Origin of the sequence: Halomonas stenophila, from assembly GCF_014192275.1 — a bacterium.
In the GTDB taxonomy this organism is placed as follows: Bacteria; Pseudomonadota; Gammaproteobacteria; order Pseudomonadales; family Halomonadaceae; genus Halomonas; species Halomonas stenophila.
In genome coordinates, this window is the sequence record NZ_JACHXR010000019.1 from 1 (window position 1) to 22,111 (window position 22,111).

The 22,111-nt window shown below is 69.3% G+C and carries 27 protein-coding genes and 1 tRNA gene; 13 read left to right on the plus strand and 15 right to left on the minus strand.

All coding sequences use genetic code 11. From position 1 onward, the window contains the following. Positions 1-267 precede the first annotated feature (267 nt). The gene (locus FHR97_RS19205; protein WP_183385409.1) at positions 268-1,017 is read left to right on the plus strand and encodes a carbonic anhydrase; all 750 of its coding nucleotides are present in this window, start codon (positions 268-270) and stop codon (positions 1,015-1,017) included. A gap of 130 nt (positions 1,018-1,147) precedes the next feature. Beyond that, the gene (locus tag FHR97_RS19210; protein ID WP_183385410.1) at positions 1,148-1,378 is read left to right on the plus strand and encodes a hypothetical protein; all 231 of its coding nucleotides are present in this window, start codon (positions 1,148-1,150) and stop codon (positions 1,376-1,378) included. A gap of 71 nt (positions 1,379-1,449) precedes the next feature. On the opposite strand, the gene FHR97_RS19215 is transcribed toward FHR97_RS19210, so the two are convergent. Then, entirely contained in the window at positions 1,450-2,271 is an 822-nt protein-coding gene (locus FHR97_RS19215; protein WP_183385411.1) for a Tim44 domain-containing protein, read from the minus strand. Between the two features lie 112 nt (positions 2,272-2,383). On the opposite strand from FHR97_RS19215, the gene FHR97_RS19220 reads away from it, so the two are divergent. After that, positions 2,384-2,959, plus strand: coding sequence for an isochorismatase family protein (locus tag FHR97_RS19220; RefSeq protein WP_183385412.1), 576 nt, complete (start codon positions 2,384-2,386; stop codon positions 2,957-2,959). Between the two features lie 4 nt (positions 2,960-2,963). Here the strand turns inward: FHR97_RS19220 and yaaA are convergent, their stop codons facing one another. Together yaaA and FHR97_RS19230 are read right to left on the minus strand one after the other, a co-directional pair. Further along, the gene (yaaA, locus tag FHR97_RS19225) at positions 2,964-3,743 is read right to left on the minus strand and encodes a peroxide stress protein YaaA (protein ID WP_183385413.1); all 780 of its coding nucleotides are present in this window, start codon (positions 3,741-3,743) and stop codon (positions 2,964-2,966) included. Between the two features lie 93 nt (positions 3,744-3,836). Next, positions 3,837-4,868 (minus strand): NADP(H)-dependent aldo-keto reductase, encoded by a 1,032-nt coding sequence (locus tag FHR97_RS19230; RefSeq protein ID WP_183385414.1) that lies wholly within the window; start codon positions 4,866-4,868, stop codon positions 3,837-3,839. A 225-nt stretch (positions 4,869-5,093) separates the two neighbouring features. Between FHR97_RS19230 and FHR97_RS19235 the strand changes: the two genes are divergently transcribed. After that, a complete protein-coding gene (locus FHR97_RS19235) occupies positions 5,094-5,609 on the plus strand; it encodes a tetratricopeptide repeat protein (protein ID WP_183385415.1) in 516 nt (171 codons plus the stop codon). An 85-nt stretch (positions 5,610-5,694) separates the two neighbouring features. Then, on the plus strand, positions 5,695-6,195 hold the full coding sequence (locus FHR97_RS19240) for a hypothetical protein (RefSeq protein ID WP_183385416.1): 501 nt from the start codon (positions 5,695-5,697) through the stop codon (positions 6,193-6,195). Here FHR97_RS19240 and FHR97_RS19245 read toward each other — a convergent pair. From FHR97_RS19245 to FHR97_RS19275, 8 genes are all read right to left on the minus strand, one after another. Further along, complete coding sequence (locus FHR97_RS19245) at positions 6,192-7,163, minus strand: NAD(P)H-quinone oxidoreductase (RefSeq protein WP_183385417.1); 972 nt, start codon at positions 7,161-7,163, stop codon at positions 6,192-6,194. The genes FHR97_RS19240 and FHR97_RS19245 overlap by 4 nt on opposite strands. Before the next feature lie 17 nt (positions 7,164-7,180). After that, positions 7,181-7,735, minus strand: a complete 555-nt coding sequence (locus tag FHR97_RS19250; protein WP_183385418.1) for an LOG family protein — start codon at positions 7,733-7,735, stop codon at positions 7,181-7,183. Between the two features lie 119 nt (positions 7,736-7,854). Continuing rightward, the gene (locus FHR97_RS20575; RefSeq protein ID WP_281380511.1) at positions 7,855-7,977 is read right to left on the minus strand and encodes a hypothetical protein; all 123 of its coding nucleotides are present in this window, start codon (positions 7,975-7,977) and stop codon (positions 7,855-7,857) included. A 53-nt stretch (positions 7,978-8,030) separates the two neighbouring features. After that, positions 8,031-8,552 carry a DUF501 domain-containing protein gene (locus FHR97_RS19255; RefSeq protein WP_183385419.1) on the minus strand — a complete coding sequence of 174 codons (522 nt, stop codon included), beginning with the start codon at positions 8,550-8,552 and terminating at the stop codon, positions 8,031-8,033. After that, positions 8,524-8,850 carry a hypothetical protein gene (locus FHR97_RS19260; protein WP_183385420.1) on the minus strand — a complete coding sequence of 109 codons (327 nt, stop codon included), beginning with the start codon at positions 8,848-8,850 and terminating at the stop codon, positions 8,524-8,526. The genes FHR97_RS19255 and FHR97_RS19260 overlap by 29 nt, the downstream gene beginning before the upstream one ends. A gap of 87 nt (positions 8,851-8,937) precedes the next feature. Then, positions 8,938-9,408, minus strand: coding sequence for a Cys-tRNA(Pro) deacylase (ybaK, locus tag FHR97_RS19265; protein WP_183385421.1), 471 nt, complete (start codon positions 9,406-9,408; stop codon positions 8,938-8,940). After that, entirely contained in the window at positions 9,405-9,815 is a 411-nt protein-coding gene (locus tag FHR97_RS19270) for an acyl-CoA thioesterase (RefSeq protein ID WP_183385422.1), read from the minus strand. Before FHR97_RS19270 ends, ybaK begins: the two co-directional genes overlap by 4 nt. 66 nt (positions 9,816-9,881) lie before the next feature. Next, positions 9,882-10,694: a hypothetical protein gene (locus FHR97_RS19275; protein WP_183385423.1), complete on the minus strand. Its 813-nt coding sequence runs from the start codon at positions 10,692-10,694 to the stop codon at positions 9,882-9,884. A 45-nt stretch (positions 10,695-10,739) separates the two neighbouring features. Between FHR97_RS19275 and FHR97_RS19280 the strand changes: the two genes are divergently transcribed. Beyond that, positions 10,740-11,078 carry a hypothetical protein gene (locus FHR97_RS19280; RefSeq protein ID WP_183385424.1) on the plus strand — a complete coding sequence of 113 codons (339 nt, stop codon included), beginning with the start codon at positions 10,740-10,742 and terminating at the stop codon, positions 11,076-11,078. 17 nt (positions 11,079-11,095) lie between these two features. Here the strand turns inward: FHR97_RS19280 and FHR97_RS19285 are convergent, their stop codons facing one another. Then, positions 11,096-11,530, minus strand: a complete 435-nt coding sequence (locus FHR97_RS19285; RefSeq protein WP_183385444.1) for a hypothetical protein — start codon at positions 11,528-11,530, stop codon at positions 11,096-11,098. A 42-nt stretch (positions 11,531-11,572) separates the two neighbouring features. Here FHR97_RS19285 and FHR97_RS19290 point away from each other — a divergent pair, with 42 nt between their 5' ends. Further along, on the plus strand, positions 11,573-12,763 hold the full coding sequence (locus tag FHR97_RS19290; protein ID WP_183385425.1) for a MalY/PatB family protein: 1,191 nt from the start codon (positions 11,573-11,575) through the stop codon (positions 12,761-12,763). A gap of 38 nt (positions 12,764-12,801) precedes the next feature. On the opposite strand, the gene FHR97_RS19295 is transcribed toward FHR97_RS19290, so the two are convergent. Further along, the gene (locus FHR97_RS19295) at positions 12,802-13,737 is read right to left on the minus strand and encodes a thioredoxin family protein (protein WP_183385426.1); all 936 of its coding nucleotides are present in this window, start codon (positions 13,735-13,737) and stop codon (positions 12,802-12,804) included. A gap of 80 nt (positions 13,738-13,817) precedes the next feature. Here FHR97_RS19295 and FHR97_RS19300 point away from each other — a divergent pair, with 80 nt between their 5' ends. Next, a complete protein-coding gene (locus FHR97_RS19300; RefSeq protein ID WP_221187878.1) occupies positions 13,818-13,973 on the plus strand; it encodes a hypothetical protein in 156 nt (51 codons plus the stop codon). A 474-nt stretch (positions 13,974-14,447) separates the two neighbouring features. On the opposite strand, the gene FHR97_RS19305 is transcribed toward FHR97_RS19300, so the two are convergent. After that, a tRNA-Met gene (locus tag FHR97_RS19305) sits at positions 14,448-14,524 on the minus strand. Positions 14,525-14,730: 206 nt separating this feature from the next. Here FHR97_RS19305 and phbB point away from each other — a divergent pair. Continuing rightward, positions 14,731-15,477, plus strand: a complete 747-nt coding sequence (gene phbB / locus FHR97_RS19310; RefSeq protein WP_183385427.1) for an acetoacetyl-CoA reductase — start codon at positions 14,731-14,733, stop codon at positions 15,475-15,477. Positions 15,478-15,558: 81 nt separating this feature from the next. Here the strand turns inward: phbB and FHR97_RS19315 are convergent, their stop codons facing one another. Next, on the minus strand, positions 15,559-18,342 hold the full coding sequence (locus tag FHR97_RS19315) for a DUF349 domain-containing protein (protein ID WP_183385428.1): 2,784 nt from the start codon (positions 18,340-18,342) through the stop codon (positions 15,559-15,561). Positions 18,343-18,598: 256 nt separating this feature from the next. Here FHR97_RS19315 and minC point away from each other — a divergent pair, with 256 nt between their 5' ends. The 4 genes from minC to sbcB all read left to right on the plus strand — a co-directional run bounded on the left by minC (position 18,599) and on the right by sbcB (position 22,069). Next, positions 18,599-19,354, plus strand: coding sequence for a septum site-determining protein MinC (minC, locus tag FHR97_RS19320; protein ID WP_183385429.1), 756 nt, complete (start codon positions 18,599-18,601; stop codon positions 19,352-19,354). A gap of 81 nt (positions 19,355-19,435) precedes the next feature. Next, a complete protein-coding gene (gene minD / locus FHR97_RS19325; RefSeq protein ID WP_183385430.1) occupies positions 19,436-20,254 on the plus strand; it encodes a septum site-determining protein MinD in 819 nt (272 codons plus the stop codon). Next, positions 20,251-20,514: a cell division topological specificity factor MinE gene (minE, locus tag FHR97_RS19330; protein ID WP_126483775.1), complete on the plus strand. Its 264-nt coding sequence runs from the start codon at positions 20,251-20,253 to the stop codon at positions 20,512-20,514. Before minD ends, minE begins: the two co-directional genes overlap by 4 nt. Positions 20,515-20,578: 64 nt before the next feature. Continuing rightward, the gene (sbcB, locus tag FHR97_RS19335) at positions 20,579-22,069 is read left to right on the plus strand and encodes an exodeoxyribonuclease I (protein WP_183385431.1); all 1,491 of its coding nucleotides are present in this window, start codon (positions 20,579-20,581) and stop codon (positions 22,067-22,069) included. The last annotated feature ends 42 nt before the right edge of the window (positions 22,070-22,111 follow it).

A 22,111-nucleotide genomic window follows, 5' to 3' on the forward strand; every position in this document is an offset into this window, starting at 1 on the left:
CCGACCCACAAGGCCAGCCAGCTCCACGAGCTCCTGCCTCAGCACTGGCAGCACAATGCCTGATCACTGACAAGAGGTGTTCGCCGTTCGCTTACAGCGGGGGTTTTTCATGGCTGGGTGGCGAGACCTCCGTCAGGGGAAAGGGGGAGAGGGCGCCACCGGTGTCGATTGGCAATCTCAGGTTCCGTTGGGTATAAGGGGGATCGTCTGCCCGGCAAGGGGGCCGGGCAGCGGCCGTTTCACCCGAGAGAAAGGAGTCTCAGTGACATGATCCGTCGTCACCTGGCGGTCTCCGCCGTCGCGCTCGTCAGCGCCCTGATCACCATTCCCGCCGTCGCCAGCGACGGCGCGTCCTGGTCCTATACTGCCGATCGAGGCCCGGGCCACTGGGCCGAGCTGTCCCCCGACTATGCCGCCTGCGGGGCGGGCCACAACCAGTCGCCGGTCGATATCGCCACCTCGCTGGAGACATCGTTAGGCGGCCCCTCCATCGAGTACCCCCATGCCGGCTACCAGGTGCGCCACGATGGGCATACGGTGAAGGTTACCTTCCCGCCGGGCAATGCCATCGAGTACGAGGGGAAGCGCTATCGGCTGCGACAGCTGCACTTCCACGCCCCCAGCGAGCACCACCTGAACGGCCAGGCCTTCCCGATGGAGGCCCACCTCGTGCACGAGGCCGGGGACGGCCGCCTGGCCGTCCTGGCGCTGCTCTTCGAGGAGGGCCAGGCCGAGCCGGCCCTGGAGACGCTGCTGCGCCAGGCGCCCGCCACCTCCGGGCAGCAGGTGACCCTCGACGCGGGGCTCGAGGCCGATGCCTTGCTGCCGGATGCGGCGGACTATTACCGGCTGAACGGCTCCCTGACGACGCCGCCCTGCTCGGAGGGTGTCCTCTGGCTGGTGGCCAAGGCGCCCCTGTCGGCCAGCGAGACCCAGTTGCAGGCCATGTCCCGGCTGCTGGGCGAGGCCAACAATCGGCCGCTGCAGCCGTTGAATGCCCGCCGGGTCCTCGAATAGCGCCGATGGGTGTCGGTATATGCATACAAGAAGATATGGAATCGCGCGGATCCCGGTAGTCAGGCGCCGCCATGACGGCTAGCCTGTGAGGAGAAAGTCGCTGGATACCGCCATCTCAGGAGGAGATACCATGAAGTTGCAACTGTTGCGTACGTTCGCGCTGTCACTGCTCATCGGCATGATGTCACTGGGCCTTGCCGCCTGCGAAGAGGAGGCGCCGGCGGAGCAGGCCGGAGAGAATGTCGACGAGGCCATGGATGAAACCGGCGAGAATGTCGACGAGGCCATGGATGAGGCAGGCGAGTCCGTCGAGGAAATGGGAGAGAACGTCGAGGAGGCAGAGGACGAGTCGAACTACTGAACGGTACCCTTCAGGAACGCGGAAGGCCGGGCATGTTGCCCGGCCTTCCGCGTCTGGGGGCTCGCGCCCGGTCAGGCGCCGGGATTCTGCTCGATGCCCTGGACGTACCAGGGCGCCCCGTCGCGCAACTCGCGCACCAGGTGCCAGGTCTCGTTGAAGGCGTTCTGCTCGCCGTTCTCGTCGATGATGCCATGGAAGAGCACGGTGGCCTCGGCCTGGGCGCCCACCTCCCGGACGCTGCCCAGCTCGGCGAACAGGCGCACGATCTCGGTGTGGTTGTTGGCAGGCTGTTGGTCGCGCTCCTGGCGCAGCAGGTTGTAGAGCTCGGGCGTGACGTAGTCCTGGATCTGCGAGAAGTCGTTGTTGTCCCAGGCGCGCTGCAGGGTCATGAAATGCTCCTTGGCACCGCCCAGGAAGCGTTCGCGGTCGAACCAGGCCGGTTCCGCCGCGAGACCATTGGCACCGCCCGGGGCGCTGGCCTGGAAGGCCTGCGGCTGGCCCTGCGGGGCGGCCTGGGGGGAGGCGGCCGGTCCGCCGGCCAGGGACGGGCGGCGTCGCGCAAACAGACGCACCAGCAGGAAGATCGCGCCACCGATCAGCAGGATGTCGAACAGACGCAACTCGTCGAAGGCGCCACCGAAGAACAGCGATGCCAGCAGGCCGCCGGCCAGCATCCCGGCGAAGGGGCCGGCGAAGCGCGACAGGCCGCTCGAGGGCTTGCGCTGGCCGGCCGTGGTGCCGGTGGCGCGAGGGGTCGTGGCGGTGCCGGAGTCCGCAGAGCGAGAGTAGCTGCCGACGCTCTTGCCGCCTCCCAGGCGGCGAGCGTCGGCATGGTCGACGGCCAGGCCGAAGCCCAGGACGCCGACGACGAGCATGATGAGAAGGTGACGCATCGAGGGATCTCCATCTGGAGGCTGCGGGCAGCCATCGGGCTTTCGAAGCGACCATTCTAGCGGCTAAGCTGAAGCCGGGCACTGTCTATTCAACTCATCGTGGAGGAATGCCATGCGCCTGAAACGGGAGGCGAGCCTGTTGCTGATCGTCGATCTGCAGGCCGGGCTGTTGCCGGTGATCGACGGCGGCGACCAGGCGGTCAGCGAGGCGGGCTGGTTGGGAGGCGTGGCCGAGGCCCTGGACGTGCCGGTGTGGCTCACCGAGCAGTATCCGGCCGGGCTGGGCGGTACCGCGCCCGGCCTTCTGGACGCGCTGGGCGAGCACCGGCGCTGGGAGAAGGTGCATTTCAGTGCCCACGCCGAGACGGAGTTCGCCCGGGCGCTGGTCGAGAGCGGGCGTCACCAGGTCGTGCTGTGCGGTGCCGAGGCGCATATCTGCGTGCTGCAGACCGGCCTGGCCCTGCTCGAGGCCGGCTACGAGGTGGCCTGGCTGGCGGAGGCGGCGGTGAGCCGGCGCCGGGAGGAAGCGGTGCTGGCCCGGCGCCGGATGGCCCAGGCCGGCGCCCTGGTGGTCAGCGCCGACATGGTCGCCTATGAGTGGCTGGAGCGCTGTGACGATGCCGCCTTCAAGGACGTCCACCGGCGTTTCCTCAAGGAGCGCTCGGCGCGCCCCCTGCGCTTCTTCTAGTGGCTCAGCGGTCACGCTCGGCGCGGCAGAACACCAGGGTATCGCCCTCGGAGAGGGCGGCGTTGAAGCGGTAGCCGGCCACGTCGAAGTCCTTGAGCGCCTCGGCATCGTCCAGGCGCTGGCGGATCATCCAGGCGGCCATCAGTCCCCGGGCCTTCTTGGCGTAGAAGCTGATGATCTTGTACTGACCGTTCTTCTCGTCCTTGAACACCGGCGTGATGACCCGGGCCTTCAGCCGTTTCGTATCGATGGCCTTGAAGTACTCGTTGGAGGCCAGGTTGACCAGCACCGGGCTGCCGCTGGCGGCCACCGCCTGGTCGAGGGCCGCGGTCAGCTCTGCCTTCCAGTAGGCGTAGAGGTCCTTGCCGGCCGGGTTGGCCAGCTTGGTGCCCATCTCGAGGCGATAGGGCTGGATCAGGTCCAGGGGCCGCAGCAGGCCGTAGAGGCCGGAGAGGATGCGCAGGTGATCCTGGGCGAAGGCGTTGTCGTCGTCATCGAAGCGATCGGCCTCGAGCCCCACATAGACATCGCCCTGGAAGGCCTGGGCCGCCGGCTTGGCGTTGTCCGGCGTGAAGGGCGTCTGCCACTCGGCGAAACGCGCCGCGTTGAGTCCGGCGATCTTGTCGCTCACCCCCATCAGGTCGCTGATCTGCTGGGGCGAGAGGTCGCGCAGGATGCCGATCAGCTCGCGACTGCGAGTGAGGAAGTCCGGCTGGGTATGGCGGGCGGTCGTGGCCGGGGTCTCGAAGTCCAGCGTCTTGGCGGGCGAGATCACGCTGAGCATGGGGCGCTCCTGTACCTGGGGGAAGTTCGGGGCAGTATACCAAGTCGGCGACGGGCCCGGGGCTATCGCCCTCATAGCCCCGGGCCCGCCGCGTCAGGGGCAGGGGTTGGGGTAGCGCTGGTGGATGGCCTCGATGGCGTCAATCACGTCGTCCTCGAGGCGCAGGGACTCGCTGGCCAGGTCGCTCTCGAGCTGCTCCATGGTCGTGGCGCCGATGATGTTGCTGGTCAGGAAGCGGCGCGAGTTGACGAAGGCCAGGGCCATCTGCGCCGGGTCGAGGCCGTGCTCCCGGGCGAGATCCACATAGGCCCGGGTGGCCTCGTCGGCCAGCGGCGTGTTGTAGCGCTGGAAGCGTTCGAAGAGCGTCAGGCGGGCGTTCGCCGGTCGCGCCCCGTCGAGGTACTTGCCGGACAGCTTGCCGAAGGCCAGCGGCGAGTACGCCAGCAGGCCGAGGCTCTCGCGGTGGGCGATCTCGGCCAGGCCCACCTCGAAGGTGCGGTTGAGCAGGCTGTAGGGGTTCTGCACCGAGGCGACCCGCGGCAGTCCCAGGGTCTCGGCCAACTGGAGGGAGCGCATCACACCCCAGGGGGTCTCGTTGGACAGGCCCACGGCGCGGACCTTGCCGGCCTGGACCAGCTCCTGGAGCGCCGAGAGGCTCTCCTCCAGGTCGGTGGCGTCCTCCTCGTCGTCGTGCTGGTAACCGAGCTGGCCGAAGAAATTGGTGCGGCGGTCGGGCCAGTGGAGCTGATAGAGGTCGACGTAGTCGGTCTGCAGGCGTGCCAGGCTGTCGTCGATGGCCTGGTGGAGGTGCTCGCGGGTCAGCCGGGGGCCGCCACGGACGTGCTCGAGGCCGGGCCCGCTGGCCTTGGTGGCGATGATGACGTCATCCCGGGAGCCGCGTGCCTTGAGCCAGCTGCCGATATAGGCCTCGGTGCGCCCCTGGGTCTCCGCCTTGGACGGCACCGGATACATCTCGGCGGTGTCGATAAAGTTGATGCCGAAGGCCACGGCACGGTCGAGCTGCTCATGGGCCTCGGCCTCGGTGTTCTGCTCGCCGAAGGTCATGGTGCCGAGGCACAGTCGGCTGACGTCGATACCGGTCGTGCCCAGGGGCCGCGTCTGCATCCGTCACTCCTCGTGAGGTTGGGGGGCGTTTCGCTCCGCATGGTAGCGAGGGGGCCAGGCCCCGTAAACGGCCCGGGGGTTGAGTCCCCGCCGGGGCGGGCGTATGCTTGCCCACCCGTTGCCCCGGTAGAGTCCGCAGGGCGGCTGTCATCCTAGGAAGCGGCGCCGGACACAGGGTGGTGCTCGACGTCATTTTTCGGACCACTGGACGCAAGGTTGTTTGCCATGCAGCAGGCATCATCACTGTTCACTCGGCTCGAGTACCGTCTGGCACAGCAGCTGTTCCATACGCGCTGGCTGCCGCGCTCGCCGCGTACCCAGCGACTGACCATGCACCTCTTCCAGCGCTGTGCCGATGCCGGCCATCCGGCGGCGCTGTCGGTGTACGGGCATATGCTCTTCCATCGCGGCATTACGCCTCAGGACAAGGCGCGGGGGGCCCGCTATGTGCTCGAGGCCGCCCAGGGCGGCGACACCCGGGCGCAGTACCAGGCCGGCCAGATCTACGAGTACGGTTGCGCCCTGTATCCGCGCCGCGATGACCATGCGGTGACCTGGTACGCCCGGGCCGGCGAGGCGGGGCATGCCCTGGCCGCCGCACGGCTGGCTCGCGCCTACCGTGACGGTGAGCTCGGCCTGCCGGTCGACGTCGAGCGCCAGGCGCATTGGCAGACCCTGGCCGATCGCTTCATCGGGCTTGACGAGTCACTGGACACGAGCGAAGCCGGAACGCGACACTAGGATGATGGCTCGCCTCATGACGAGGCGGTGAAAGCAGTCACCCTGTCGAAGCCGGTGGCTTTCATCACCAAGGACTCCCCAGCCCGTGACGCTACCGACACTGCTGGATATCGAAGCGTCCGGATTCGGGCGCGGCAGCTACCCCATCGAGGTCGGCCTGGCCCGGTCCGATGGCAGTTCCTGTGCCTTCCTCGTTCAGCCCCTCGCCGAATGGACCCACTGGGACCCCAAGGCCGAGCTGCTGCATGGCATCTCCCGCGGGCGCCTGCAGCGGGAAGGCTACCCCGTGCGTCAGGTGGCTCGCTGGCTCAATGACGAGCTCGGCGAGATCGGCATCGCCTACAGCGACAGCTGGGGGTACGACAACACCTGGCTGTCACTGCTCTTCCACCATGCCGGCATGCTCCCGGCGTTCCGCCTCGAGGCCCTGCGGCGACTGCTCAGTGAGGTCCAGCTCGCGCGCTGGAGTGCCACCAAGGAAGCGATCATCCGCGAACAGGGCATCCACCGGCATCGCGCCGGCGAGGATGCCCTGCTGTTGCAGCTCACCTATCAGCGCACCCTGGCGGACGACGCGACCGGCTAGGCCTCGCCGCCCACCTCCAGCAGCACCTTGCCGATGTTGGCATCGCGCCGGACATGGTCATGGGCCGCCTCGGCCTCGGCGATGGGCCAGGTCCAGTCCACCAGGGGCGCCAGCTCGCCGCTGGCCAGGCGTGGCCAGACATGGTCCCGCAGGGCCGCGAGGATCTCGCCCTTGGCCGCCGGGGGCCGGGCACGCAGGGTGGAGCCGATCACTCGCTGGCGCTTCATCAACAGTCGCCCCAGGTCCAGCTCCGCCCGGCGTCCGCCCATCAGGCCGATCACCACCAGCCGGCCATCGGCATTGAGCACCTGCTGGTTGTCGGCGAGATAGCTCGCGCCCACCGGGTCGAGGATCATCTCGGCGCCGCCCCAGGCCTTCACCGCGTCCACGAAGCTGCCATCGTGGCGGTTCCAGCCGGCGTCCGCCCCCAGCTCGCGACAGGCGGCGAGCTTGGCCTCGCTGCCCACGGTGACGAAGCAGGGGTGGGCGAAGGCGCGGCACAGCTGGAGGGCGGCGGTGCCGACGCCACTCGCCCCGGCATGCAGCAGGACGCGTTCCCCCGGCGCCAAGGCGCCTTCCATGAACAGATTGAGCCAGGCCGTGGCGAACACCTCGGGCAGGGCGGCGGCCTCGCGCAGCCCGAGGCCCGCCGGGACCGGCAGCACCTGTCGGGCGTCGACGACCACCTCCTCGGCGTAGCCACCGCCCGCCAGCAGGGCGCAGACCGGTTGGCCGACCGCGAGCCCGGTGACGCCCTCGCCCACCGCCACCACGGTGCCGCTGACTTCCAGGCCGAGGGTCGTCGAGGCACCGGGCGGGGGTGGGTACTGGCCCGCGCGCTGCATCAGGTCGGCGCGGTTGACGCCGGCCCAGGCCACCTGAAGGCGCACCTCCCGGTGGCCGGGTCCGGCGGGGGCCTCCGCCTCGTCCCAGACGAGGCGGTCCTGGTCATGGTGAATGGCATGCATGGCAGGGCTCCGGGGAGTCAGTGATCATCGGCGAGGCGGGCCTCCATGACCGCCAACAGGCCATCCGGCTCGCTCGCCGCGAGCAGGCGGGTCCGGGTGCGGGCGTCGAGGAAGCCGTGGTCGACGGTGGAGTCGAGGAAGGTCAGCAGGGGCGAGTAGAAGCCGTCGGTGTCGAGCACCCCGATGGGCTTGTCGTGGAGCCCCAGGTACTGCCAGGTCCAGGCCTCGAAGAGCTCCTCGAGGGTGCCGATACCGCCGGGCAGGGCGATGAAGGCATCGCTGTGGGCGGCCATGCTGGCCTTGCGCTCGTGCATGTTGCGCACCCGGATCAGCCGGGTCAGCCCGTGGTGGGCCTGCTCGCGCTCGACCAGGTGGTCGGGCATCACCCCGGTGACCTGGCCGCCGGCGGCCAGGGCGCTGTCGGCCAGCGCCCCCATCATGCCCACCCGGGCACCACCGTAGACCAGGGCATGGCCGCGCCGGGCCAGGGCCACGCCCAGCGCCCGGGCGGCCTCGAGGAAGCGCGGGTCGCGGCCTTCCCGCGAGCCCAGATAGACGCACATAGTCGCCATGGTGTCCTCCTTGATGGGTCTCTTATCCTAGCGGTGGGGAGCCGCTCCCGGCAAAGCGCCGGCGCAACGAAAAAAGGCGCCGCAGGGCGCCCTTCGCTGTGATGGCCGGAGCGGAGCGTTCAGCGCGCGCGGGCGGCGTCGCGCTTCATGGCCTGGCGCAGCAAGGCGATGCCGCCGACGCTGATGCCGACCAGACTGGCGATCAGGGCGAGACTGGCGATTACATGGGTATCGAGGTACATCGGGGACTCCTTGGGTGTGTTGTCGGGGGAGGGGAAAGCGTCGAGACGCCGGCTCAGGGCAGGCCGTCGATCACGCCGTACTCGGCGTCGAGCCAGCGGCCGATGACATTGTCGCCGCACAGGTGGTGGGCGTACTGGGTGTGCAGGCAGCGTACCTGGTCCCAGTTGGCGATGCCGCCGATGCCGCGTTCGCGCAGCACGTCGCCATAGCCCAGGCGCTCGACCTCGGCCCGCTGCGTCGCGCTCATGTGCCGCCAGCGGGCGTCCACGTAGTCGGCATGGCTGCGGTGGTAGGCGGCCAGGAACTCGGCGTCGTCCCGGAGGCGGGTCTCGAGGGCCTTGATGACGCCGGCGGCCTCGATGCGCGACAGCTCGACCTTCAGGGACTCGGAACTGAGCCAGTAGAGGGTCGGGAAGGGCTTGCCGTCGACGATGGGCGCCATGCGCAGCACCAGCGGCGTGCCCTCGCCATCGGTGGCGGCCAGGGCCTCGATGCCGCGGGGCGCACGGCCGAGCTGCTCGGCAATGACGCTCAGTTGGCGCTCGTCAGGCATCGTGTCGGGACGGATCACCATCGTCGGGGTCTCGTATGAACTTGTTCGAACGGCCCACGGCACGAAAGAAGGTCCGGTTGAGTTGCTCGGGGGTGGGCACGTAGCCCCACTGCCGTTCGCAGTACTCGCCGGCCCGCGCCATCAGCACGTCATAGAGGCGATTGAACGGCGCATCATAATCGTAAGGGTCTTCCCCGAACAAGCGGATGTGCGGAAAGTCGGCGAAACGCTCCATGAAGAAGCGTTCCAGGTCGGCCTCGACGGCGCGGTGGCGGGCGACATCATCGGGGTCGAGCCAGAGATCGTAGCGGATGCCCATCGGCGGCTCCCTCGGGTGGACGGGCTCGGCGATGCCGAGGCGGTATGCATGAGACCGCACCCCGTGCCGTTCGGCTCGGCGTGCCGGTCAGCGCCGGGCCAGGGGCGCGAAGCAGGCATCGAGCAGCCGGGCCAGGTCCCGGGGGGCGAGGCGGATCTCCAGTCCCCGCCGGCCGCCGCTGACATGGATGGCGGCGAGTGGCTCGGCGCTGTCGTCGACGAAGGCGGCCAGGCGCTTCTTCTGGCCCAGGGGGCTGATGCCGCCCACCACATAGCCCGTGGCCCGTTCGGCTTCCGCGGTGTCGGCCATCACCGCCTTGCGGGTGCCGGCGGCCCGTGCCAGGGCCTTGAGGTCGAGCTGGCTTGCCACCGGCACGATGGCCATCGCCAGCCGGCCATCGTCGAGCCGGGCCAGCAGGGTCTTGAAGACCTCCCAGGGCGACAGTCCCAGGGCCTCGGCCGCCTCCTCGCCGTAGGCCGGACGGCGCGGGTCATGCTCGTAGCTGGCCAGGGCGAAGGCCACACCGGCCCGTTCCAGCACCTTCACGGCCGGTGTCATGCGTCGAGGGCCTCCGGCTCCTGCAGGTGCGCCTCCAGTGCCCGGCGCAGCTCGCCCTCGATGGGCACGGCACGCTTGGTGTCATGGTCGAACTGTACCAGCACCGTGTGCCCCAGGTTGGCGAGTACGCCGTTCTGGCGGGCCTCCTGGGTCACGGTGAAGGAACTGGTGCCGAGTCGCGAGAGGTAGGTGCGGATCTCGATGTTGTGGCCATAGTAGAGCTCCGCCCGGTAGTCGATTTCCATGCGTGCCATGATCAGCCGCCACCGGCGCGGGTCGAGGTCCGGCGTGAACAGCCGGAAGAGGTCGTTGCGGGCCAACTCGAACCAGGCCGGCAGGCGGGTATTGTTGATATGGCCCAGGGCATCGGTGTCGTAGAAGGCGGGCTCGATGGTGCGGACGAACATGCGGGCTCCTCGTGGGCGGTGATCGGCTGGCCAAGTGTCCCAGCATTACCCCGAGCAAGCGCTCGGTCAAGTCGTGGCGGCGCGGCGGGCCTGCCACCAGGCTTGACCGCGCGTCCAGGCCAGCAGCCAGGCGGTGGCGGCGGCGAAGCCGGTCAGGGTGCCCGTCACCAGGCCCAAGCTGTCGTAGGTGAGGGAGACACTCAGGGCATAGCACAGCAGCGAGCCGAGGCCGGCCGGATAGTGCTTGATCACCGTGGCCACCGGGGCGGCGCCATGGGTCAGATGGAGGATCACCAGGAAGGGGTACATGGTCACCGGGAAGGCGGCCATGACCCCGGCCCAGGCCGTCGGCACCACATGGGCGAGGCCGGTGATCAGGAAGATGATGGCGGCGGCCAGCCCGGCGCGCAGCCCCAGTGCCGGCCAGCTGAAGCCGCCCTTGGGCTGGGCGGCGATATCCGGCACGCGGCGGTAGAGGCGAATGAAGACGAGGATCGCCACCAGGGTGGTCAGGGTGCCGCTGACTCGAGTGAACTCGATGCGGGTCAGCAGCAGGCTGACCACCAGCCAGGCGGCCAGGCCGCCGACGGTGCCCATCAGCACCCCCCGCAGGCCGTCGCGGCGGGCGCAGAGCAGGTAGCCGCCGCCCAGCGCCAGGGTGGCGGAGAACCCCGCCAGGGTGTGCACCGCACTCTCGGCGGCGAAGCCCGGCGAGAGCTCCAGGCCGATGAAGAACAGCGCGATGGCGGTGCCCAGGGGATAGCCCGAGAGCAGCCCCGCCATGCGGGTGCTGAGGCGCTCGGCGACCACCGACAGGCCCAGCACCACGCCGATCGACACCAGAAGCTTGGCCAGTTGCCAGCTGAGCGGAACGTCCATCGAGTCTCCTTTATCCTAGAGTGACAGCCTGCCAGCGAGGTGCCCATGGCCGGTCACGACCTTTCGCCCCCGCCGCGCCCCGAGGCCTGCGAACTGTGCGGACGGGCGGCGCCCCTCACGCGCCACCACCTGATTCCCCGCGCGCTGCATGGCAAGGCGCGCTATCGCCGCCGGTTCGATCGCGTCGAGCGGCTCACGTCCATCCTGTGGGTCTGCCATGCCTGTCACAAGCACATCCATGGGGTGCTCGGCGAGCGCGAGTTGGCCGAGCATTATCGCAGCCGTGAGGCGCTGATGCGCCACCCGGAGATTCGGGCCTTCGTCGAATGGCTGTCCACCAAGCCTCCGGGTTTCCGCCCCAAGCGGCCGAGTCGCCGCCGCTAGGCGGCGGCCGGGATATCTCAGACCAGCCGCAGTCCCTGGCGGTCCGTCCAGGCCGCCTTGAGGGCGGCGGCCAGCGGCTCCCGCAGGTGCTCCGGCAGGGCGCCCGCGGCGCTCCCGTAATCCTCATCGGCTCGGTTGCGCAGCCAGCAATAGGCCCAGGCGCAGGCCTCGTCGTCGTCGGCCGGCACCGGCCGGGCGGGCATCTGGACGAGCAGGAAGACCGCCGTGCGGCCGGCCCAGAGGGGGATCTCCTCGCCGGTGTCTGCCCGGCTCCAGGCGGAGAGGGTGGCGCCGCTGGGTGTGGCCTCCGGCGCCCCCAGCTTGGCGACCCGGGCGGTCTCGGCCAGGATCAGCGCCAGGCGATCCGCATCGCCCTGGCCGAGTGTCAGCCAGCGGGCGATGACGGCGGGCAGGCCGCGGCGTACCTTGGCATAGAAGCCGCTTTGCGGCATGGTCTCAGGCATTGGTCTGGCCCCTTGGAAGCAGGACTGTATATGGAATTCGATTTTGCCACGCCCGTCGAGCGCCGCCACCCGTCCGTGGGGGAAGAGCCATCCGACTGGCCGTCCCAGAAGTGGCATCGCTACGGCGAGGACGTCTTGCCGCTCTGGGTGGCCGACATGGACTTCCGCTCGCCCCCGGCGGTGATCGAGGCGCTGCATGCCCGGGTCGCGCACGGCGTCTTCGGCTATGGGCTGGTGCCGGACAGCCTCAGGCAGGCCCTCTGTGCCTGGAGCGCCGAGCACTATGGCTGGGAGATCGAGCCGGACTGGCAGCTGTGGCTGCCGGGGGTGGTCCCGGCCCTGCACCTCGCCAGCCTGGCCTTGACCGAGCCGGGCGAGGGCGTATTGACGGTGACCCCCATCTACCCTCCCTTCCTCAAGGTGGCCGAGCATACCGGGCGCCTGCCGCAGCAGGTCGCCCTGCGTCCCCCCGACGGCCCCGACGGCGACTGGACGCTGGACCTGGCGGCGCTGGAGGCGGCCATCACGCCCGAGACGCGGCTGCTGCTGTGGTGCCAGCCCCACAATCCGACCGGCCGGGTCTGGACCACCGAGGAACTGGACGGCCTGGCGGCGCTGGTCGAGCGCCATGATCTGATCGTCGCCTCGGATGAGCTGCACTGCGACCTGCTGCTCGACGACGGCGCCCGCCACCGCCCCCTGGCGGCGGCCTATCCGGCCCTCGCCGAGCGGATCCTGACGCTCTGGGCGCCCTCCAAGACCTTCAACCTCGCCGGCCTGACCGCGGCCTGCGCGGTGATCCCCGATGCCGGCCTGCGTCGCCGCTTCGCCGCCCGGACCAGGGGGCTGCAGCCGGACGGTAACGTGCTTGGCCTGGTGGCCGCCGAGGCCGCCTATCGCCATGGCGACCCCTGGCGGCGGGCCCTGCTCGAGACGCTGCGCGACAATCGCCGGCGGCTGGTCGAGCGGGTGGCGCGCTGGCCCGGGGTGGTGATGGCCTCGCCGGCCTCCACCTACCTGGCCTGGCTGGACCTGCGCGAGGCGCCGGCCCTGCAGGATACTGGCAAGTCGCCCCAGCAGGCCTTGCTGGAGTGGGCCGGGGTGGCATTGTCCGATGGCGTCGCCTTCGGCTGGCCGGGGTTCGTGCGGCTCAACTTCGGCACCACCGCCCGGCAGCTCGAGGCGGCCCTCGATCGTCTGGAGGGTGTGCTCGGCGCCTGACACGACCCGGCCGCCCCGAGGGAGCGGCCGAGCGGACGTCAGTAGAGCTGGGCGAAGAGCTTGCGACGGTAGGCAACGGTCAGCGGGTGGTCAGAGCCGAGCGCATCGAAGGCTCGCAACAGGGTCTTGCGGGCGGCGTCGTCACCGTAGGCACGGTCGCTCTTCATCAGCGCCAGCAGGGCCTCCAGGCCGGCCTCGTACTGGCCGTCGGCGACCTGGCACAGCGCCCGCTGGTAGCGGGCCTCGCTGTCGTCGCGGCCCTCGAGGGCGGCGAGCTCCTCGGCGGAGGGCGCCTCCTCACCGAACTCGATGCTGGCGCGCACGCCGCGGGCCGGCGCCGAGTCCCGCTCCTCCGGCGGCAGGGCGTCGAGCAGGGCCCGTGCCTGCTGAGGCTCGCCGGCGGCGACCAGGGTCCGGGCGAGCGCCACCTGGTAGGGGGCATGCTCCGGCCACTGCTGGACCAGTTCCTCGTAGATCTGCCGGGCGGTGGTGGTATCGCCGGCCTCGAGGGCGGCGGCGGCCTGCTCCTCGGGACTCAGTTGAGCCTCGGCCGGGGCCTGGAAGTAGCGCCCCAGCCACTCGCGGATCTCCTTCTCGGGCAGGGCGCCCTGGAACTGGTCGACCAGGCCGCCCTGGCTGATCAGCTTGACGTCCGGGACCGAGCGCACGCCGAGCTGCCCGGCGATATCCTGGTTATCGTCGATGTTGAGCTTGGCCAGGATGAAGGCACCGTTGTACTCCCGGGCGAGCTTCTCGAGTACCGGCATCAGGTTCTTGCACGGCTCGCACCAGGGGGCCCAGCAGTCGAGGAGCACCGGCACCTGCATGGAGGTCTCGAGCAACTGCTGGATGTTGCTGCGGTCGACATCGATGATCAGCTCGGCGCCCTGCTGGCTTTCGGCGGTGCTGGACGATGGCTCGGGGCCGCTATCGGCGGTGAGCGGCTCCCCGGTGCGGGGGTCGACGATCGGCATGATGGGCTGGCCTTGAAATGATGGTGAATTTGTAACTCAGATGCGGGTGATCGCGGCGAGATTCAAGGGGGTGGGCGACGATGAGGCGACTCCGGCGGTGGGTGACCGGCGTCGGGCTGCTGCTCGTGATGCTGCTGGGGTCCTCGCTCGGGGTCGACCTGCGCCGCCCGGCGCTCAAGCTCCCCGGCACCGGTCGGCTGGGCATGGCCGAGGCACCCAGGGCAGGCGGCGAGTGACGTGACGAGCGGCTCGGCGTTGACATCCCGGGCATGAAAAAGGCCAGAACCTCTCGGTTCCTGGCCTTTCTCGGTATTTGGTAGCGGGGACCGGATTCGGGTCGATGGCCTTCCAGGGGCTGTAGAGAGCCGAGCCCGACGAGCTACCAGAAGGTCTACCGTAGGCAAGAAAAAGGCCAGAACCTCTCGGTCCTGGCCTTTCTCGGTATTTGGTAGCGGGGACCGGATTCGGGCCGATGACCTTCCTGGGGCTGTAGAGAGCCGAGCCCGTCGAGCTAGCAGAAGGTCTACCGTAGGCAAGAAAAAGGCCAGAATCTTTCGATTCTGGCCTTTTTCGGTATTTGGTAGCGGGGACCGGATTCGGGCCGATGACCTTCCAGGGGCTGTAGAGAGCCGAGCCCGACGAGCTACCAGAAGGTCTACCATAGGCAAGAAAAAGCCCAGAATCTTTCGATTCTGGCCTTTTTCGGTATTTGGTAGCGGGGACCGGATTTGAACCGATGACCTTCGGGTTATGAGCCCGACGAGCTACCAGACTGCTCCACCCCGCATCAACGTGAGACGTATTCTACAGGGATTCTGTCCCGCGTCAATAGCGAGTTTTCGGGGCTCGTATTCCCCCGGGGCCCTGGTCCATACTCGAGCATTGGGAGGTGTCAAAAAAGTGACACCTTCCCTGGCGACAATGACGTTGCCGAGCGGCTGGACACCGCGTCCAACAAGAAGTGGATATCGTGAATCATCAGGGAGTTCGTCAATGACAACATCATCTTCCGTCGCCTGGGTGACTGGTGGAACCGGTGGCATCGGAACGGCCATCTGCCGTGCGCTGGCCGATGCCGGTTACCAGGTGGTCGCGGGCTACCACAATCCCGAGAAGGCCAAGGCCTGGCTCGAGACCCAGCAAGCCGATGGATACGACAACATCGCCCTGTCCGGGGCCGACCTTTCCGACTACGAGGCCTGCATGGCGGGGGCCAAGGAGATCCACGACACCTACGGACCGATCAGCGTGCTGGTCAACTGTGCGGGGATCACCCGTGACGGGACCCTGAAGAAGATGACCTCGGATCAGTGGAGCGAGGTCATCGACACCAACCTCAATAGCGTGTTCAACACCTGTCGCAGCGTCATCGAGGACATGCTCGAGCAGGGTTACGGGCGCATCATCAACATCTCGTCCATCAACGGGCGCAAGGGCCAGTTCGGCCAGGTGAACTATGCGGCGGCCAAGGCGGGCATGCATGGCCTGACCATGTCCCTGGCGCAGGAGACGGCCACCAAGGGCATCACCGTCAACACCGTCTCACCGGGGTACATCGCCACCGACATGATCATGAAGATCCCGGAGAAGGTCCGCGAGGCGATTCGCGAGGCCATCCCGGTCAAGCGCTACGGCACCCCCGAGGAGATCGGCCGGCTGGTGACCTTCCTGGCCGACAAGGAATCCGGCTTCATCACCGGGGCCAACATCGACATCAATGGTGGCCAGTTCATGGGCTGAACCGCCCCCGACGTCGCTCACTCGATACGCAAAGCGCGAGGCCATGGCCTCGCGCTTTGCGTTGGAAGGGCCTCCGGGGCGTCAGGGCGGTGGCAGCTGCGTGAGGCTCTCCAGGGTGCGGTCCAGATCGCCGACCTCGCGTTCCCAGAGGGCCGGGGAGATCGGGCCGGTGGCCAGCAGGTCGGCCAGCACGCCGCGAAGCTCCTCGGCTCGGGACGGCTCCCGTCCCAGGTTCTCGTTGAGCCGTTCCACCTGGATGGCCAGGCGCAGGGGATCGTCCTGCCGGTTGACCGGGTCGCCGGCCAGCAGCGAGAGGTGAACCCGCAGGCGGGCCAGGCATTCCTCGACGTCTTCCGGCGCCGGCGGCGTCTGGCGGGCCGCGTTGCGCTGGGCATGGGCCCGCCGCAGGTCGTCCGGCAGGGCGTCGGCTTCGGTACCGGGCACCTCGTCGGGGGCACCGCCGGCCAGGCAGGCGGCATCCGCCGCCAGGTGGGCCTCCAGCAGCGGTCGCACCCGGCGCCAGCGATGGACCTCCTCGGCCAGGGCCAGGCGTGCCAGCCGTTCGCGTCGTGCTCGGACGATGCCCGACCAGCGGCGACGCATGCCCTCACTGCGCCGGCCGGCCGGCAGCGGCTCCAGGGCGGCGGCCTCCTGGATGGCCGCCTCCAGGTCGGTGGCCTCGCCGCTGTTGGCGGGATGCCAGGCATCCAGGCGGTCGATCAGCTGCTGCATGGCGTCCAGTCGCGACCTGGCGCGTTGTGTCTGGTCGCTACGGGCGGCGTCCCGGCGCGCGAAGATCTCGTCGCAGAGGTGACGAAACTCCCGCCACAGGGCCTGCTCCTCGCCCTTGGGGGCGCGACCGAGGGCCCGCCAGCGATGCTGCAGGGCCTTGGCCGCTTCCGCCTGCCGGGCGGGCGCCTGGTCGCGGTCGCGCAGGGCGCGTGCCTCCTCGATCAGGGCGCGCTTGGCCTCGGCGATCTCGTGGGCCCGTTGCTCGATCAGCGCCTGCAGGGCATGGCGAATGCGGCCGAAGCGTCGGCCGATGGCCTCCGCGGCGTCCCGGGGTACCGGCGAGTGGCGCCGCCACTGCTGGCGGGCGCGGTCGCGAATCTCGCGCAGGGCGTCCGGGTCGGCCTGCTCGGCCGGCTGGGCGAGCAGTGTCTCCAGCTGCTCGCAGAGGGCCTCCCGGGCGGCCAGGTTCTGCTGGCGCGCGGCCTGGCGCCGGTCCCGCCAGTCGGCCAGGCGTTCGTGGATCCGGTCCGAGGCCGCCCGGAAGGCCGCGGATTGTTCGCGGTTGGCGGCCGCGTCGCCGAGGTCCTTCCACTCCTTCACCAGTCGGCGGTGCCGGCGGTCCAGCTCAGCGTCGCCGAGGCTGTCGTCGTCGGCCAGGGCGGCGATGGCATCGCATAGCTGATCGCGCTTGGGGCCGGCAACGAAGCCGCGCCAGTCGCGCAGCTCCGCCAGTCGGGCGCCGAGCCGCTTGAGGCGGCCCCGCAGCGTGCCGAGGCGGTCGGCCGGCAGTGCTTCCGCCTGGTGACGCAAGCGCTGGTGCAGCCGACTGGCCCCCTTGAAGGCCCCGCTCTCGAGCAGTCGCTCCAGCTCGTCGAGTTCCTCGGCGAAGCGGGTCAGGCGGGTCTCGACGTCCAGGTCGCGCGGGGTGTCCGCGGCATGAAGACGCTCGTGGGCGCGCTGCAGCAGGGGCGAGGGCGGCAGGTCCGGGGGCCAGCCGCAGGCCTCGACCAGGCTGGCCAGGCGCTCGTCATCGCCCTCCTGCAGGGCCTGCTCGATGGCACCGGCGCGCTCGTCCAGGCGCACCCGGGCCTTGACGATATGATCGTAGCCGGCCAGGGCCGCGTCATAGCGGCGGCGCAGTTCGTCATCGGCCAGGTGCTGGTCGGACAGCGCCTGCCAGCGGCTGGCGAGCAGGTGCTTCTGGGAGCGCAGGCTGGCGATATCCTGGTCGGCCAGGCGCTCGCCGTGTCGCAGGGCCTGCAGGCTTTCCTCGAGGGCCTCGACCAGGGCCTCGCGGGAACGGTCGGCCTGCTCGCGATGGCGTTCGGCCTCGTCCTGGGCCTGTTCATGGGCCTCATGGTCGCTGATCACCTTGCGGCAGCGCTGGCAGGCATCCTGGTAGCGCCGTTCCTGCGCGCCATCCGGCAGGTCGTCGAGACGGGCCCATTCGCGCATCAGGTGGCGGAAGCGGCCGGCATAGAGCGGCTCCCAGGCGGCCCTGGCATGGGCCTCGAGAGACGCCAGCAGGGCCTCGCGACGGGCCCGGGCCTCGACCAGCGAGGCGGCATCGGCGCGCAGGCGGTTCAGGCGCTCCCGGGCCTGGCGAACCACCTGGCGGTCGCGGCGGGCCTCCTGGGTCAAGCGCGTCAGTCCCTGCTCGCTCTCGACTCGGGCCGCGGCGGCGTGGCGCACGGCGGCGATGCCATTCTCGCAGGCCTGGCGGATCAGCGCCTCCTCGCCGTCCAGGCGCGCCAGGGCGGCCAGGCGCAGCTGCTGGTTATCGCCCTCCAGGGCCACCCGCTCGAGCAGCTCGGAGTCGTCGAGGTCCTCGGTCAGGGCGATGCGGTGTGGCAGGTCGAGCGAGGTCTCGCGGCCACACAGCAGGGTGATCAGGCGTTCGCGGAGTTCGTGAGAGTCATCACCCCGACGGCGCAGGGTCAGCAGGCGTTCCGGGTCGGTCAGGCCGGCCAGGGCGGCCCGACGGACGCCGGCATCGGGATCCCGCACGAGGCGCTCGAGCTGCTGGCGCTGGCCATCCTGGGCGGGGTCGAGCCGCGCGATGGCCTGGCGCCGCACATCGGGATCGGGGTGCTGCCAGCGAGGGGCGAAGAGTCGGCGAAGGAATCCTGACATGGAGCTTCCTGAGAGGGGCGCGGCAGGTGTCGCTGGCGCGCCGGCGAACGAGATGGACGGTCGGCGTGGAAGACGCCGGGTCATGGGCTTATCTAAGCATGCGGCGATCTGGCAGAAAAGGGCGATGCAACGGGGTGTTGCCGAGACGAGACACTGACAAGGGGGCGGTGCTGGGCTTATCATCAGTTGCAGGGTCCGGGGCACTCGCTTAGCTTTGGTGGAGCACCCCGACCATCACCCGACGTGGAGTTCGGCAATGAGTCTCAAAGTGGACAGGGACGGCATGGCATTCACCTTCAAGGGCGGCATGCTGCCGATGACGGTCATGGAGTTGACGAGCGCCGATCCCGAGCGCATACGCGAACAACTCGCCGGCAAGCTCAGTCAGTCCCCCGCTTTCTTCCAGCACACCCCGGTGGTCCTCAGCGTCGAACGCCTCGACGAGCCGCACCTGGCGCTCGAGCGGATCTGCGCGGTCTGCCGGGCCCACAAGCTGTTGCCGGTAGCGGTGCGCGGTGGTCCCGACCCGGTCAAGCAGTCGGCCTGGGCCCTGGGGCTCGGCTGGTTCCCTCCCCAGGAGGCGGCGCGCCCCCGTGCGCTCGAGAGCGTGCCGGCCGGCGACGCCGGCTCCTCCCCGGCCGGGGAGGAGCCAGCGGAAGCGCTGGCGCCGCCGGCCGTTGCCGCCGGCGGGCGCATCTTCCGCGGCACGGTACGCTCCGGCCAGCAGATCACCGCCCCCGAGGGCGACCTGGTGGTGGTGGGGGCCGTCAATGCCGGCGCCGAGGTGCTGGCCGGCGGCAGCGTGCATGTCTATGGCGCCCTGCGCGGACGCGCCCTGGCGGGCATCCACGGCGATCCCCAGGCGGCCATCTTCTGCCGCGAGCTGCGCGCCGAACTGCTGTCGGTCGCCGGCAACTACAAGCGTCTCGAGGACATCGACCCGCGACTGCTCGGCACGACCGTGCAGGTGCGCCTGAGTGACGACCAGCTGAGCATCATGTCGCTGGACTGACAGTGCGACGAACAACGACGATTCGGCGGAGTGGCCATGGCCCGCCGCCTTTCCATCACCATGACAGACAGGATGCGACACTTGGCCAAGATCATTGTTGTGACCTCCGGCAAGGGTGGGGTCGGTAAGACAACCAGTGCTGCCGCCATCGCGACGGGCCTGGCGCTGCGCGGCCAGAAGACCGTGGTTATCGATTTCGATGTCGGGCTGCGCAACCTCGACCTGATCATGGGCTGCGAGCGACGCGTGGTCTATGACCTGGTCAACGTCATCCAGGGCGAGGCCGGCCTCAACCAGGCGCTGATCCGCGACAAGCGCGTGGACAACCTGCACATCCTTCCGGCCTCCCAGACCCGGGACAAGGATGCGCTGACCCTGGAAGGGGTCGAGACCGTGCTCAACACCCTCAACAAGGACTTCGACTACATCATCTGCGACTCGCCGGCGGGCATCGAGCGCGGCGCCCAGCTGGCCATGTACTTCGCCGACGAGGCGATCGTGGTGACCAACCCCGAGGTCTCCTCGGTGCGTGACTCCGACCGCATCCTCGGCCTGCTGTCGTCCAAGACCCGGCGTGGCGAGCGAGGCGATGACCCGATCAAGGAGCACCTGCTGATCACCCGCTACAACCCGAATCGCGTGGATCTGGGCGATATGCTCAACCTCGAGGACATCCGCGAGATCCTGGCCATCGATCTGGTCGGCCTGATCCCGGAGTCCGAGGCGGTACTGCGGGCCTCCAACCAGGGGGTACCGGTGACCCATGACGACAGCAGCGATGCCGGCCAGGCCTATGCCGATACCGTGTCCCGGCTGCTGGGCGAGGAGGTGCCCCTGCGGTTCCACGAGTTCCAGAAGAAGAGCCTGTTGAGCCGAATGTTCGGAGGAGTCCGCCGGTGAAGCTACTCGATTTCCTGAAGCGCGAGCGCAAGAAGTCTGCCTCCGTCGCCAAGGAGCGGCTGCAGATCATCGTCGCCCACCAGCGCAGCCAGCGTGGGCAACCGGACTACATGCCGATGCTCGAGCGTGAACTGCTGGAAGTGATCAGGCGCTATGTCCAGGTCGATGACGATGCCATCAACATCAGCCTGGACAGCGAGGACAACTGCTCGGTGCTGGAGCTGAACGTCACCCTGCCGAGGGCCGGGGAGGGCGGCTGAGTCGCGGGCGGGCCTGTGCTAGGCTGGGCGCCTTGTCCCATCGCCTGCTCGGAGAGCCTCGCCCATGGCGCAGCAGAAAGCCGCCCCGCTGACCTTCCTGTGGCACGACTACGAGACGTTCGGCGCCGACCCGCGTCGGGACCGTCCCTCCCAGTTCGCGGCCATCCGCACCGATGCCGATTTCAACGAGATCGGCGAGCCTCTCGAGCTGTTCTGCAGGCCCGCCGACGATTACCTGCCGCATCCGCAGGCCTGCCTGATCACCGGCATCACCCCCCAGCAGGCCCGGCGGCGCGGCCTGCCCGAGGCCGAGTTCGCCGGCCGGGTCGAGGCCGCGATGAGCGAGCCCGGCACCTGTGCCCTGGGCTACAACAGCCTGCGCTTCGATGACGAGGTCAGCCGCCACCTCTTCTACCGCAACCTCATCGATCCCTATGCCCGGGAGTGGCAGAACGGCAACTCCCGCTGGGACCTGATCGACGTGGTGCGGGCCTTCCATGCGTTGCGCCCCGAGGGCATCGAGTGGCCGAGGCGCGAGGACGGCTCGCCCAGCTTCCGGCTCGAGGACCTGACCGCCGCCAACGGCATCGAGCATGCCGGGGCCCACGACGCCCTGGCCGACGTGCGGGCCACCATCGCCCTGGCGAAACGCCTGCGCGACAGCAACGCCAAGCTGTTCGACTATCTGCTGGGCATGCGCGGCAAGCGCCAGGTGGCCAGGCAGCTCGACGTGCCGGGGCGCAAGCCGGTGCTGCACATCTCCCGGCGCTACCCGGCGAGTCGCGGCTGCAGCGCTCTGGTGATGCCGCTGGCCGAGCACCCCACCAACCCCAACGGGGTCATCGTCTACGACCTCTCGGTGGACCCCGAGCCCCTGCTGAGCCTCGCGCCCGAGCAGATCCGCGAGCGGGTCTTCGTCAGCAACGACGACCTCGCCGAGGGCGAGACGCGCATCCCGCTGAAGGTCATCCATATCAACAAGTGCCCGGTGATCCTGCCGGCGAACGCCCTCAAGGACACCGAGGGGCCGCATCGGGGCGAGTATGGCGAGCTCGTCGAGCGGCTGCGCCTCGACGTGGCGACCTGCCGGCGCCACTGGAAGGTGCTGGCGCAGCATCCCGAGGTCGTCGCCCGGGTCAGTGAGGCCTTCGCCTCGCCGCCTCCCGAGCCGCCCCGGGACCCCGACCTGATGCTCTACTCCGGCGGCTTCTTCTCGCCGTCCGATCGCCAGCAGATGCAGCGGGTCCGCGACAGCGATCCTTGGGACCTGGTGGGCGCCAGCTTCGCCTTCCAGGATCCACGCCTCGAGGAGATGGTGTTTCGCTACCGGGCCCGCAGCTATCCCGACACCCTGACCGGCGAGGAGCAGGCCCGCTGGGAGGCCTTCCGCTGGGAGCGCATGAACGACCCGACCATCGCCGGCTTCGCCCTCAAGGATTTCGCCCGGGAGATCGAGCGGCTCAACCAGCAGTCGCTGGGGGACCGGCAGCGCCAGATCCTCGAGGAACTGGTGATGCACGTGGAGGCGATCATGCCGGCCCAGGCCTTCGGCTAGGCCTCGCCTCACGGCAGCCGAGATCCCCAAGCGCCCGGCCCA